11 protein-coding genes are annotated in these 13,627 nt (G+C 37.2%); all 11 read left to right on the forward strand.

Annotation, left to right across the window (positions count from 1 at the left end; genetic code table 11):
• Positions 1 to 315: 315 nt before the first annotated feature.
• The 11 genes from N9R04_RS04390 (at position 316) to N9R04_RS04440 (ending at position 13,398) form a co-directional block, all read left to right on the forward strand.
• The gene (locus N9R04_RS04390; protein ID WP_262855333.1) at positions 316 to 1,341 is read left to right on the forward strand and encodes a methionine ABC transporter ATP-binding protein; all 1,026 of its coding nucleotides are present in this window, start codon (positions 316 to 318) and stop codon (positions 1,339 to 1,341) included.
• On the forward strand, positions 1,334 to 2,029 hold the full coding sequence (locus N9R04_RS04395; RefSeq protein ID WP_262855334.1) for a methionine ABC transporter permease: 696 nt from the start codon (positions 1,334 to 1,336) through the stop codon (positions 2,027 to 2,029). The genes N9R04_RS04390 and N9R04_RS04395 overlap by 8 nt, the downstream gene beginning before the upstream one ends.
• A gap of 20 nt (positions 2,030 to 2,049) precedes the next feature.
• Positions 2,050 to 2,856, forward strand: coding sequence for a MetQ/NlpA family ABC transporter substrate-binding protein (locus N9R04_RS04400; RefSeq protein WP_262855335.1), 807 nt, complete (start codon positions 2,050 to 2,052; stop codon positions 2,854 to 2,856).
• Positions 2,857 to 3,532: 676 nt separating this feature from the next.
• Complete coding sequence (gene sufC / locus N9R04_RS04405; RefSeq protein WP_262855336.1) at positions 3,533 to 4,294, forward strand: Fe-S cluster assembly ATPase SufC; 762 nt, start codon at positions 3,533 to 3,535, stop codon at positions 4,292 to 4,294.
• Between the two features lie 67 nt (positions 4,295 to 4,361).
• The gene (gene sufD / locus N9R04_RS04410) at positions 4,362 to 5,669 is read left to right on the forward strand and encodes a Fe-S cluster assembly protein SufD (protein ID WP_262855337.1); all 1,308 of its coding nucleotides are present in this window, start codon (positions 4,362 to 4,364) and stop codon (positions 5,667 to 5,669) included.
• Positions 5,670 to 6,077: 408 nt separating this feature from the next.
• Complete coding sequence (locus N9R04_RS04415; RefSeq protein ID WP_262855338.1) at positions 6,078 to 7,316, forward strand: cysteine desulfurase; 1,239 nt, start codon at positions 6,078 to 6,080, stop codon at positions 7,314 to 7,316.
• Positions 7,306 to 7,752, forward strand: a complete 447-nt coding sequence (sufU, locus tag N9R04_RS04420; RefSeq protein WP_262855339.1) for a Fe-S cluster assembly sulfur transfer protein SufU — start codon at positions 7,306 to 7,308, stop codon at positions 7,750 to 7,752. Before N9R04_RS04415 ends, sufU begins: the two co-directional genes overlap by 11 nt.
• Positions 7,753 to 7,899: 147 nt before the next feature.
• Positions 7,900 to 9,297: a Fe-S cluster assembly protein SufB gene (gene sufB / locus N9R04_RS04425; protein WP_262855340.1), complete on the forward strand. Its 1,398-nt coding sequence runs from the start codon at positions 7,900 to 7,902 to the stop codon at positions 9,295 to 9,297.
• 1,100 nt (positions 9,298 to 10,397) lie between these two features.
• A complete protein-coding gene (locus tag N9R04_RS04430; protein WP_262855341.1) occupies positions 10,398 to 10,571 on the forward strand; it encodes an XRE family transcriptional regulator in 174 nt (57 codons plus the stop codon).
• A gap of 718 nt (positions 10,572 to 11,289) precedes the next feature.
• Positions 11,290 to 12,309: a hemolysin family protein gene (locus N9R04_RS04435; protein ID WP_262855342.1), complete on the forward strand. Its 1,020-nt coding sequence runs from the start codon at positions 11,290 to 11,292 to the stop codon at positions 12,307 to 12,309.
• A gap of 21 nt (positions 12,310 to 12,330) precedes the next feature.
• A complete protein-coding gene (locus tag N9R04_RS04440; protein WP_262855343.1) occupies positions 12,331 to 13,398 on the forward strand; it encodes an NAD(P)H-dependent flavin oxidoreductase in 1,068 nt (355 codons plus the stop codon).
• Positions 13,399 to 13,627 lie beyond the last annotated feature (229 nt).

A 13,627-nucleotide genomic window follows, 5' to 3' on the forward strand; every position in this document is an offset into this window, starting at 1 on the left:
TGAACTCTATTGATCAACGAAGTAATTGCTTATTTCTCTACTAGAAACATATGAGGATAGAGAAACAAGGAAGAACGAGGCGATCAAAAGAGGGAAGCAGCGAAGTTTACTAAGGTAAATGAGCAATGAACTCTATTGATCAACGAAGTAATTGCTTATTTCTCTACTAGAAACATATGAGGATAGAGAAACAAGGAAGAACGAGGCGATCAAAAGAGGGAAGCAGCGAAGTTTACTAAGGTAAATGAGCAATAAACTCTATTGATCAACGAAGTAATTACTTATTTCTCTACACTCATAAAAGGAGGGATGAAGATGATAGAGATAAGAGAGCTAGTAAAGCAATATAAGACTAACAAGCTGGACGTCACAGCGGTCGATCATGTCAATTTAGATATAGCTTCTGGCAAAATTTTTGGCATTATTGGTTTTTCTGGAGCTGGGAAAAGTACTTTAGTTCGTTTGCTCAACTATTTAGAAGTGCCTACGTCTGGGGACGTTATCATTGATGGTGAAAATATGGGTGAACTATCTAGAGTTCACTTAAGACGTAAGCGTCAAAAGGTTAGTATGGTCTTTCAGCATTTTAACTTATTGTGGTCTAGAACTGTATTACAAAATATTATGTTCCCTCTTGAAATTGCAGGCGTTCGCAGACAGAGTGCCAAAGCAAGAGCGCTTGACTTAGTGAAGCTCGTAGGTTTAGAGGGGAAAGAGAATGCCTATCCTTCAGAGCTCTCAGGAGGGCAGAAACAACGTGTAGGTATTGCGAGAGCGTTAGCGAATGAGCCAAGTGTTCTGCTATGTGATGAAGCTACGAGTGCACTTGATCCTCAAACTACGGATGAAATCCTAGATTTACTGGTAAAAATTAAAAAAGAACGTGATTTAACTATAGTTATTATCACCCATGAGATGCAGGTCATACGTAGAATTTGTGATGAGGTTGCGGTAATGGAGAATGGTAAAGTGATTGAGCAGGGCAATGTTGCGGAGGTCTTTGAAAATCCTCAACATGAAGTGACGCGTCGCTTCGTTAAAGATGACTTAAATGATGAGGTTGAGGGACCTATAGATGAGTATGTTGATATTAAAGATAATGACTATGTCATTAAACTCACATTTACCGGTTCAGCTACTACTGAGCCAGTCGTTTCTTACATAACACGCACGCTTAACATCGACGTTAACATTTTAGAAGCAAGCGTTAGACATACGCAACAGGGCGCACTAGGCTTTCTAATCATTCATTTAGCTGACTTGAACACGGATGATTTCGATAACTTTATTAGTGACTTAGAGCAGCGTGGAATTCAAGTGGAGGTGATACGACATGGGTAAATCATTGAGCGAAATCCTTCATGAAATGGCCACGATGCCAAACGTAGACTGGACAGAAGTATGGGTTGCTACTGTTGAAACGCTCTATATGACTATAGTGTCGACGATCTTTGCATTTATACTCGGCTTAATACTTGGCATACTTCTCTTCTTATCAGCTAGAAGTAGCTCTCCACTTGCACGCGTATTCTATAGTATTGTCTCATTTATAGTTAACTTATTTAGAGCGATTCCTTTCATTATACTTATTCTGATATTAATTCCGTTTACAAGTTTAGTGTTGGGAACGATAAGTGGACCGACTGGAGCGCTGCCAGCTTTAATAATTGGATCAGCACCGTTCTATGCGCGATTAGTTGAGATCGGATTTAAGGAAATTGATAAAGGCGTTATTGAAGCGGCTTGGTCAATGGGGGCTAGTACGTTAACAGTGGTACGTAAAGTTTTGCTACCTGAAGCACTGCCAGCTCTCGTCTCAGGCATTACTGTCACTGCTATAGCGCTAGTTGGTTCAACCGCTATAGCAGGCGTGATTGGTGCAGGTGGTTTAGGTAATTTAGCTTACCTTACTGGTTTTACTCGAAATCAGAATGATGTCATTTTAGTATCTACTGTTTTCATCTTAATTATAGTATTTATTATCCAATTCATTGGGGATTGGTTAACAAATAAAATTGATAAAAGATAAATTAAAAAGGAGATTAGAACATGAAGAAAATTCTATCGTTAGTATTAATAGCTGTTGTAACGCTCGCTTTAGCCGCGTGTGGTAAAAAAGACGACAAGACAATTACTGTAGGTGCTTCGCCAGCACCCCATGCTGAAATATTAGAAAAAGCAAAACCGATTTTAGAGAAGAAAGGCTATGATCTAAAAATTAAGAAAATTAACGATTACACGACACCTAATAAATTATTAGATAAAGGTGAAATCGATGCTAACTTCTTCCAACATACACCTTATTTGAAAAAAGAAAGTGAAGATAAAGGTTATAAAATCGAATCTGCTGGTGATGTCCACTTAGAACCGATGGCAGTGTACTCTAAAAAATACAAAAAGTTAAAAGATTTACCAGATGGTGCGATAATTTACGTTTCAAACAATCCAGCTGAACAAGGACGTTTCTTGAAGTTCTTTGTTGACGAAGGGTTAATTAAATTGAAAAAAGGCGTTAAAATTCAAGACGCTACATTTAAAGATATTACTGAAAATAAAAAGCATTTAAAATTTAATCACCAACAATCAGCTGAATATCTTCCAAAGATCTATCAAAATCAAGATGCAGACGCGGTAATTATTAATTCTAACTTTGCCATCGATCAAAAATTAAGTCCTAAAAAAGATTCTATTGCTTTAGAAAAACCTGAAAATAACCCATATTCTAACTTAGTAGCAGTTCAAAAAGGACATAAAGATGATAAAAAGGTTAAAGAATTAATGAAGGCATTACAATCTAAAGAAATTAAAGACTTTATTAATAAAAAATATGATGGTGCAGTTGTACCAGCTAAATAACGTTTAGAATCTTTAAAAGAATCTGGACATAAATCCCAAAAGAAGGGAGCGGGACAGAAATCTAATTTGAATAAATAGATTTCGTAGTCCCGCCCCGGCAAGGATGACTAGAATTGAAAAAAGCTTGATACAAGCGCATTTTCAAATCAGTCATCTACTGCCAAGATGCTGAAAGAGGCTGAGACATTACATGATGTCCCAGCCTCTTCTTATTATTCCATACTTCGTATTATTAGCTGTGTCGTCTAAGCCTCGGTCTTCTACTGGCACTGCCCGGATCCGTACTATCCGTAGAAACTTATAAATCAATTTCCCTTTAAGAACTACCGTATGAAATTAAGTTAATAATGGCCTAAAAGTTAATGAAAAATTGTAATTGGGAGTGCTTTAAATCTCAAGTTAACCAGAATGTAGAAGAATGAAATTGTGATGAGAAGTTTCATTATTTGTATTGAGAACAAAGCGCTTTCTATTATCAGTTGTCAATCTTCTGCCAATTTTATTAGTAGTTATAACTTCTTTATAATAATTTCAATTTACGGCGCCGAATGGTTTATATTGGTTTGAAACTGCGTTATAATAAATGGGTGAAACAAAGGCTTAGTGTTTTGACGGCAAATTAAAATTATTTTAAACTAGGCGAGAAAACATATTATATATTACGGAGGGAATATGTATGCCATCAACATTAGAAATTAAAGACCTACATGTGTCTATAGAAGATAAAGAAATATTAAAAGGTGTAAATCTTACAATTAACGCGGGCGAAATACACGCAGTAATGGGACCAAATGGTACTGGTAAATCAACTTTATCATCTGCAATTATGGGTCACCCTGCATACGAAGTAACTCAAGGTGAAGTATTATTAGATGGCGAGAACGTATTAGAATTAGAAGTAGATGAACGTGCTAAAGCAGGTTTATTCTTAGCTATGCAATATCCATCTGAAATTACCGGCGTAACTAATGCGGACTTTATGCGTTCTGCTATTAATGCAAAGCGTGAAGAAGGCGATGAAATTAATTTAATGCAGTTTATTAAAAAATTAGATAAAGAGATGGATTTCTTAGACATCGATCAAAACATGGCTCAACGTTACCTCAATGAAGGTTTCTCTGGCGGTGAGAAGAAGCGTAATGAAATCTTACAACTTATGATGTTACAACCTAAATTCGCTATTCTTGACGAAATTGACTCAGGCCTAGATATCGACGCTTTAAAAGTAGTGTCTAAAGGCATTAACGAAATGCGCGGTGACGAGTTCGGTTCACTCATTATTACTCACTATCAACGTTTATTAAACTACATTACACCGGATCAAGTTCACGTGATGTACGGTGGTAAGATCGTTAAGACAGGCGGACCTGAACTAGCAAAACGATTAGAAGAAGAAGGCTATGAATGGGTCAAAGAAGAGTTTGGTGCTACAGAATAATTTAAAGTAAAGTCAAAGATGACTACAGATGACAAATCGATTAATCATCAAATGGGAGGAAAAAAGTATGACGACTGAAACATTAAACATTTCTGAAGCGCAACTTGTTGACTACTCACAAGCCCATAATGAACCTTCTTGGATGACAGATTTACGTAAAGAAGCGTTGCAATTAACTGAGACTTTAGAAATGCCTAAACCAGATAAGACGAAAATTAAACGATGGGATTTCGATTCATTCCAGCAGCATGAAACTACAGGTGGCGTTTATGAAACGTTGGAAGAATTTCCGGAATCAATCAAACAAATTATCGATGTAGATAGATCTGAAAACTTAGTGATTCAACACAATAATTCTACTGCTTTCACTCGACTTTCTGAATCAGCGCAAAAGGATGGAGTGATTGTAGAAGGCCTAAGTGAAGCATTAGTAAACCATCCAGATTTAGTTAAAAAATATTTAATGACTGAAGCGGTTAAGGTTGATGAACATCGTTTAACAGCTTTACACACAGCATTGATCAATGGCGGGCTATTTGTATACGTGCCGAAGAATGTTGTGGTAGAACACCCTATTCAATATGTGGTGCTTCATGACGATGAGAAAGCGAGCTTTTACAACCATGTGATCATCGCTACGGAAGAGAGCGCAGAAGTCACTTACGTAGAGAACTATCTATCAAATTCTGAAGGCAATGACAATCAAGTTAATATTATTTCAGAAGTCATAGCAGGAGCTAATTCAAATATCACTTACGGTTCAGTAGATTATCTGGATAAAGGTTTCACTAGTCACATTATTCGTCGCGGACATGCAGATGCAGATGCTTCAATCAACTGGGCTTTAGGTTTAATGAACAACGGAAGTCAAATTATTGATAATACTACTAACTTGATTGGTGACCGTTCTACTAGTGAATTGAAATCCGTAGTAGTTGGTACTGGTGACCAAAAAGTGAATTTAACATCTAAGATAGTTCAATATGGTAAGGAAACGGATGGCTACATCTTAAAACATGGCGTTATGCGTGAGAATGCATCTACAGTATTTAACGGTGTTGGCTACATTAAGCACGGCGGTACGAAGTCGATTGCGAACCAAGAATCTCGTGTGTTAATGTTATCCGACAAAGCACGCGGAGATGCTAACCCAATCTTGCTCATTGATGAAGATGATGTGGAAGCTGGTCACGCAGCTTCAGTAGGACGGGTAGATCCTGAACAACTTTATTATCTCATGAGTCGTGGTATCTCACGTCATGAAGCTGAACGTTTAGTAATCCATGGTTTCTTAGACCCGGTAGTGAGAGAGCTACCAATTGAAGATGTTAAACGACAATTACGTGAAGTGATTGAACTTAAAGTTAATAAGTAAATTGCGATTGAACAGAAATCGAGCTGCTCATGTTGTCATCACGGCATGCCTAACTAGATTTCTGAAACTATTTACTACTGCATTATAGCATTCAGCTAGCTACAGCCTAGTTACTGCAGAGGGCATACTAAAGTAGAACGAAGCATGTATATTCTAGCTGTTAAAATGTTATATGATTTGACGATTACAGGGAACGGGACAGAAATCTAATTTGAATAAAAGATTTTGTAGTCCCGCCCCGGCAAGGATGACTAGAATTGAAAAAAGCTTGATACAAGCGCGTTTTCAAATCAGTCATCTACTGCCAAGATGCTGAAAGAGGCTGAGACATTACATTATGTCCCAGCCCCTAGCTTAAAGCATATAGTTTCAATTTATGATTCTATAAAGAAAGGTCTGTGAATAAGAATGACCGAAGAACTAAATGTGAATGAAATAATTAAAGACTTTCCTATTATAAATCAACAAGTAAATGGCAAACGCTTAGCCTATTTAGATACGAGCGCGACAAGTCAATCTCCATCTCAAGTTATTAGCGCTATGTCTGAGTACTATGAGAAATATAACTCTAATGTCCATCGTGGCGTGCACACGCTAGGTGCATTAGCTACCGATAGTTATGAGAATGCTCGAGAGGTAGTTAGACGCTTTATTCACGCAAAATACTTTGAGGAAATTGTATTTACACGTGGCACAACATCCGCAATTAATCTTGTGGCACGCAGTTATGGTGACGCTAATGTTGAAGAGGGCGATGATATCGTAGTGACTGAAATGGAGCACCACGCGAATATCGTTCCTTGGCAAGAACTGGCTAAGCGTAAACGAGCTAATCTCAAATTCATTCCGATGACGGATGAAGGAGAAATCACTCTTGATGCGGTTAAAGAGACGATAACGGATAATACTAAGATAGTAGCTATTACGCATGTTTCAAATGTACTTGGTACGATTAACGATGTGAAAGCTATTGCTGAAGTTGCCCATGCACATGATGCAATCATTACTGTAGATGGGGCACAGTCTGCACCACATATGCAAATAGACGTTCAAGATTTAAATGTTGATTTCTTTAGTTTTAGTGGTCACAAGATGCTTGGCCCTACTGGTATCGGTGTCTTGTATGGTAGAAGAGAATTACTGCAAGATATGGAACCTACTGAATACGGCGGCGATATGATAGACTTCGTTAGTAAATATGACGCTTCATGGGCCGATTTACCAACGAAGTTTGAAGCTGGCACACCTCCGATAGCCGAGGTTATCGGTCTGGCAGCTGCAATTAAGTATTTAGAGGAATTAGGCTTCGATGCTATTCATCAACATGAGAAAGCGTTGACTGAATATGCATATGATAAGATGTCTGAGATTGAGGGGCTGGAAATATACGGTCCGCCAAAAGATCGTCGTGCTGGCGTTATTACCTTTAACTTCAATGATATTCATCCACATGATGTAGCTACAGCTGTCGATACGGAAGGCGTAGCAGTTCGCGCTGGCCATCATTGTGCGCAACCGTTGATGAAATGGTTAAACCAATCTTCAACTGCTCGTGCAAGTTTCTATATCTATAATAATAAAGAAGATGTGGATCAACTTGTGCGCGCATTGAAGCAAACGAAGGAGTTTTTCTCAGATGAATTTTAATAATCTTGATCAGTTATATCGTTCAGTAATTATGGATCATTACAAGAACCCACGCAATAAGGGAACTGTTGAAGATGGATCTATGACTGTAGATATGAATAATCCGACGTGTGGAGATCGAATTCATCTCACGTTTGATATTCAAGATGGCGTGATTAAAGATGCGAAATTCAACGGCGAAGGTTGTTCAATCTCAATGTCTAGTGCTTCAATGATGACTGAAGCAGTGAAAGGACAAAGTTTAGCTGATGCTATGCGCATGAGTCAAGAATTTACCAAGATGATGCTTGGCGAAGATTACGAAATTACTGAAGAAATGGGCGATATTGAGGCGCTACAAGGTGTTTCCCAATTCCCAGCTAGAATAAAATGTGCAACATTAGCTTGGAAAGCGCTTGAAAAAGGCACTGTAGAAAAAGAGGGGAATACTGAGTAATAGAGAAGTCTCTAGCCGTTGACAATGTGTAATATTCCATTCACACTAGATAGTAACAACAAGATGATGTTTAATAGCGAAGTCAATAACAGTTAATATAGATCTCGTAAAGTAATAGTCACCTATAATATAAAAGGAGTGATATTCATGGCTAAGAAAGCACCAGATGTGGGCGAGTACCAATATGGTTTCCATGAGAAAGACGTTTCAATCTTTAGATCAGAACGCGGTTTAACAGAAAACGTTGTAAAAGAAATTTCTAAGATGAAAGAAGAACCTGAATGGATGCTTAATTTCAGATTAAAAGCATTAAAACAGTTCTATAAAATGCCGATGCCTCAATGGGGCGGAGACTTATCAGAGCTCGACTTTGATGATATCACTTATTATGTTAAACCATCAGAGCGAACTCAGCGCTCTTGGGATGAAGTTCCTGAAGAAATTAAACGTACGTTTGATAAGTTGGGTATTCCTGAAGCAGAACAAAAATATTTAGCCGGTGTTTCTGCTCAGTACGAATCAGAAGTAGTTTATCACAATATGGAAAAAGAGCTTGAAGAAAAAGGTATTATCTTCAAGGACACAGATACTGCACTTAAAGAACATGAAGACTTATTTAAAGAGTATTTCGCATCTGTTGTACCTGCAGCAGATAACAAATTCTCAGCACTTAACTCAGCAGTTTGGTCTGGAGGTTCATTCATATATGTGCCTAAAAATGTTAAGTTAGATACACCTTTACAAGCGTACTTCCGCATCAACTCAGAGAATATGGGCCAATTTGAACGTACGTTAATCATCGCTGATGAAGGTGCGTCAGTTAACTACGTTGAAGGATGTACAGCTCCAGTTTATTCAACAAGTTCACTTCACTCTGCAGTAGTCGAAATCATCGTGCATAAAGATGCGCATGTTCGTTATACTACTATTCAAAACTGGGCTAACAATGTTTATAACTTAGTTACGAAACGTACGATGGTTCATGAGAATGGTAACATGGAATGGGTAGACGGCAACTTAGGTTCTAAACTAACAATGAAATATCCAAACTGCGTACTTAATGGTCGTGGTGCGAAAGGAAGCACTTTATCGATCGCATTCGCAGGTAAAGGTCAAGTACAAGATGCAGGTGCTAAGATGATTCATAAAGCACCTGATACTTCATCAACTATCGTTTCTAAATCAATCTCTAAAAACGGCGGTAAAGTTATTTATCGTGGTATTGTCCACTTTGGACGTAAAGCTAAAGGCGCACGTTCTAATATCGAATGTGACACATTAATTCTCGATAACGAGTCAACATCAGATACTATTCCATACAATGAAGTGTTTAATGACAATATTTCATTAGAACACGAAGCAAAAGTTTCTAAAGTATCTGAAGAACAATTATTCTATCTTATGAGTCGCGGTATTTCTGAAGAAGAAGCAACAGAAATGATTGTTATGGGCTTCATTGAACCATTTACTAAAGAACTTCCAATGGAATACGCAGTAGAGATGAACCGTTTAATTAAATTCGAAATGGAAGGTTCTATCGGTTAATATTAACTACTGATATAATTCATTTTGCTTAATAAATAAGCACGACGGATACCAATTTGGGAGCGGGACAGAAATCTTTTTATTCAAATTAGATTTCTGTCCCGTCCCGGCAAGGATGACTAGAATTGAAAAAGCTTGATACAAGCGCTTTTCAAATCAGTCATCTACTGCCAAGAGGCTGAGACATTACATTATGTCCCAGCCTCGAATGTCGGTGTTGCGTCGTGCTTTTTTGCGTATATTGATGATTATATATTTTTTATCGTTTCCGTTATTTGTGAGGTAAGTATTAACGATTTCAAGTCAAACATATCATCAACATTATCAGCTAAATATGATGTGCTAGAATGCTATAATGTTAGTATATTTTAATTTGGAAAACTTGTTTACGACTTGTATGCAGATGAATAAAGTGTTTAGGTTCTATTCCACCAAATATAAAGTAATTATCATCAAGGCTCAATACGTAACCCAAAATGTTTCAGCATAATTGATCACAACTTTAAAGCCATACTAAAATAAAATTGATAAACCACCGTTAAGTGACAATCAAATGAATGAATTATATGATGCGTTGGTAATGAAGATGTTCCACGACACACATGTAGAAATGAACTATTTTTGAAAACGGATATATAAAGAAAGCAGAAGTATTTCTACAGAAAGTAGAGACGCATAATCAAGCGTTGCAAAATATAATAATGAAGGGTTAGTCACTTTAAAATTAAGAGAATTAGTAAAAATAAATTAGTATAAAAGTGTTAAAAAGATAGTTGTCATGTATAATAATAAGCGTAGGAAAGAGAGGTTAGAAACAGTGAACCGTTTAGAATAGAAAGAAAAAAAGAAGATAGATTATAGAAACTGAAAGCAGAATATTCCGAAATTACCGCATAGGAGTTTTAATACTAAAATATGGGTTGGAAAGTTAATACAATTCCATTTTATTATAAAATGAGGTGATAACAATGTCGAATCTAACTAAGATAAGAATTAGAACTTTTTTAAATTATGCAATAGGTATTATTGTATTGGGTGTTGCAGCCTATTTTTTAATAAAATAAACGATAAAACGGTTCACTAATATTATGATTATCAAAATGGTGAAAAAATTAATTAACTCAAATATAAGTGCAACAGAAATAGAAAAAGCAACTTGCGTAGATGCATCTTCTATTAGGCGTATACGTAGAGGCGAAAGGAAACTTGAAAACTTAAGTTTTGAAAAAGGAGTAGCATTATATGAATATGCGAAAGTGCGCTTAAAGGAATAAGTGAGTTGCTTCGGTATCACTGATACTATTTTATGTCAAAATGTATTTTTTTATATTAATATAACGCCAATAACGTTATGTTGAAGGTGGTTTGGAGATATAAGAAATGTAAAAAACATAAATTTAACGGAAATGGAAGGTTCTATCGATTAATATTAACTACTGATATAAATCATTTTGATTAATAAATAAGCACGACGGATACCAATTTGGGAGCGGGACAGAAATCTTTTTATTCAAATTAGATTTCTGTCCCGCTCCCTTTAAAATGTCTACTGAGATGAGTACATTCATAAATGAACTGAAAAGCTTGAGTTGTAACAGGGTGAGATCTGAGCTAAAGCTTAGTCTAGTCAATCTCAACGTAGCAAAAGTGTATTATATCTTTTCTGTGACAGGTATAGAATGATGAGGGCGGAGATAATTATCGTGAGCAGGACATGTTACATAGGGCCTCTGTATATAAAACTTCTGTAGATAACACTTCTGTAGATAACACGTTCTAGTAGGACTTAAAAAGTTGTTCTAAAAAGTCTCATTACTTCTCTTATATCTAAAGAAGAGAGGAACTCAAAAGGCGAGTTATATTATATTTGTATAAATGTTAATAGAGAATGAAAGCGAGTAGGTAGATACGCTGTTCAGTTTACTGCTATAGTTTATAATATAACTGGTAAGATTCGTTTAGAGAGATATTATTCAAAGGGGTTTTGAATACATGATTATATCGATAATCATCTTGCTTTTTGCGTCGTTTTTCTTCTCCGGTAGTGAGACCGCATTGACTGCTGCGAATCGAATGAAGATACAGACAGCAGCTCAGAAGGGTGATAGCAAAGCGAGGAAACTGTCGGAATTATTAAATAAACCGAGTGAATTTATCACTACTATCTTAATTGGTAATAATATAGCTAATATTATACTACCTACTTTAGTTACTATGCTCGCTGTCCAATTGGGACTTAATCTAGGGATTGCTACAGCGGTAACTACAATTGCCATTATCATTATTTCGGAGGTCATCCCTAAATCTATAGCTGCTACCTATCCAGATCGAATTGCTCAACTTGTCTTTACGCCTATCCGCTTCTTCGTTTTTATCTTTAAGCCTATTACGAAACTTCTCAATGCACTTACTGATGGAATTAATCATTTGCTAGCTAAAGGTGGCACGGAAGAGAGACGATATTCGAAAGAAGAAATTCGACAAATGGTCACTATTGCCGGAAGTGAAGGTGCTTTTAATGAAATGGAACTTAATCGCATACAGGGTGCCATGGACTTCGGGAAACTTAAGATCACTGATATTAATACTACTCCGCGGATTAACGTTACCGCTTTTTCAACTGAAGCGAGTTATGATGAAGTATATGAAACAGTGGTCTCTAATCCTTATACGCGCTATCCAGTATATAAAGGGGATATAGATCATATCGTAGGCGTCTTTCATTCAAAATATTTGTTAGCTTGGAGTCGTAATCGGGATAAAACACTGCTTGATTTCACTTCGGAACCACTATTTGTGAATGAACACAATCGAGCCGAATGGGCATTGCGGAAAATGACAATTATGCGTAAGCATTTAGCCATCGTATTAGACGAGTACGGAGGTACTGAAGCAATTATATCTCATGAAGATTTAATTGAAGATATGTTAGGTATGGAAATAGAAGATGAGATGGATCAACAAGAACGAGAAACATTAAAGAAAGTGTCCAATCCTTTAAAAACTAAATAATACAATCAACGGAGGTTAATGATGAAACTTGAAACTGCTTTGACACATCAATTAAATATTAAATATCCCATCATCCAAGCAGGGATGGCGGGAAGTACGACCCCAGAACTGGTAGCAACTGTGAGCAATAAAGGTGGACTAGGGATGATAGGCGCTGGATACATGTCACCTGATCAGCTTGCAGAGGAAATCACTCAAGTACAGGAGCTTACCGATTTAGACTTTGCAGTTAACTTGTTTGTACCCGCAGATGCTCGTTATAGCTCTGACGACGTTAATAAGATGCAAGAATACCTGCAACCTTTAAGAGAAGAATATGATGTCGCTCGACCAGAAGTAGATATGACTAAAGAAGAAGACAACTTCAACGGTGCTATTGAACTCGTTGTTCAAATGCACGTGCCCGTAGTGTCCTTTACTTTTGGAATACCTAATCAACATATTATAAAGAGATTAAAGAGCAATGGTATTACATTGATCGGCACAGCTACTTCTGTAGAAGAGGCTACTGCGTTAGAAAGTGCAGGTATAGATATTATAGTTGCTCAAGGGAGTGAAGCAGGAGGTCATCGAGGCTCATTTACAGTTAATGAGCAAGGTCATACACCTTTAATAGGCACAATGTCTCTAGTACCTCAAATTGTAGATCAAGTCGAAGTTCCAGTTATTGCAGCAGGAGGGATAATGGATGGACGAGGACTGGTCGCAGGGTTAGCTCTTGGTGCCTCTGCAGTGCAGTTGGGAACTGCATTTTTAACTACTGATGAAAGCGGTGCCTCTCAACTTAAGAAAGCGTCAATATTACAAAGCGACGAAACTCAAACTGTAATAACACATGTTTATAGTGGTAAAATGGCTCGAGGTATCAGTAATCAATTTGTATCTTATTTAAATCAATTTGATGGGCGCATACCAGAATATCCAATACAAAATCAGTTGACTACAGCGATACGTAAGGCGTCAGCACAGCGTGGAGATGAGCAATTCACTCATCTATGGTGCGGTCAAACCCCACGTCTTGCTCAATCGAAACGCGCTTCTGAGTTGGTTGACCAAATTATTGCTGAAGCACGTAAGATACTTGAATGATAAGGAGTATAGGTTATAGAAATTGCACTGTACGCATTTACTATGAAGCTCAGCTGCATAAACCGTATAATGCAGTCGAATTAAGTTACGTTTATCTCGCCAACTTCGAGGTTGAGATATTAAGCTTCTGTGCTCTGAGAAACGATTAACAACGTTCTAGACGCAGAATCTTCTGCAGAAATGCTCACGATTCACACAAATTGGGAAACCACTTTGCTCATCGTTTGCT

It is taken from the genome of Staphylococcus marylandisciuri (assembly GCF_025519785.1).
In the GTDB taxonomy this organism is placed as follows: Bacteria; Bacillota; Bacilli; order Staphylococcales; family Staphylococcaceae; genus Staphylococcus; species Staphylococcus marylandisciuri.

Bases quoted from the DNA above. Each gene is read 5' to 3' on its own strand.
- N9R04_RS04400 (WP_262855335.1), top strand. From the start codon at position 2,050: ATGAAGAAAATTCTATCGTTAGTATTAATAGCTGTTGTAACGCTCGCT.
- sufU (WP_262855339.1), top strand. From the start codon at position 7,306: ATGAATTTTAATAATCTTGATCAGTTATATCGTTCAGTAATTATGGAT.
- N9R04_RS04440 (WP_262855343.1), top strand. From the start codon at position 12,331: ATGAAACTTGAAACTGCTTTGACACATCAATTAAATATTAAATATCCC.
- N9R04_RS04390 (WP_262855333.1), top strand. From the start codon at position 316: ATGATAGAGATAAGAGAGCTAGTAAAGCAATATAAGACTAACAAGCTG.
- N9R04_RS04395 (WP_262855334.1), top strand. From the start codon at position 1,334: ATGGGTAAATCATTGAGCGAAATCCTTCATGAAATGGCCACGATGCCA.
- N9R04_RS04430 (WP_262855341.1), top strand. From the start codon at position 10,398: ATGGTGAAAAAATTAATTAACTCAAATATAAGTGCAACAGAAATAGAA.
- N9R04_RS04415 (WP_262855338.1), top strand. From the start codon at position 6,078: ATGACCGAAGAACTAAATGTGAATGAAATAATTAAAGACTTTCCTATT.
- sufD (WP_262855337.1), top strand. From the start codon at position 4,362: ATGACGACTGAAACATTAAACATTTCTGAAGCGCAACTTGTTGACTAC.
- sufC (WP_262855336.1), top strand. From the start codon at position 3,533: ATGCCATCAACATTAGAAATTAAAGACCTACATGTGTCTATAGAAGAT.
- sufB (WP_262855340.1), top strand. From the start codon at position 7,900: ATGGCTAAGAAAGCACCAGATGTGGGCGAGTACCAATATGGTTTCCAT.
- N9R04_RS04435 (WP_262855342.1), top strand. From the start codon at position 11,290: ATGATTATATCGATAATCATCTTGCTTTTTGCGTCGTTTTTCTTCTCC.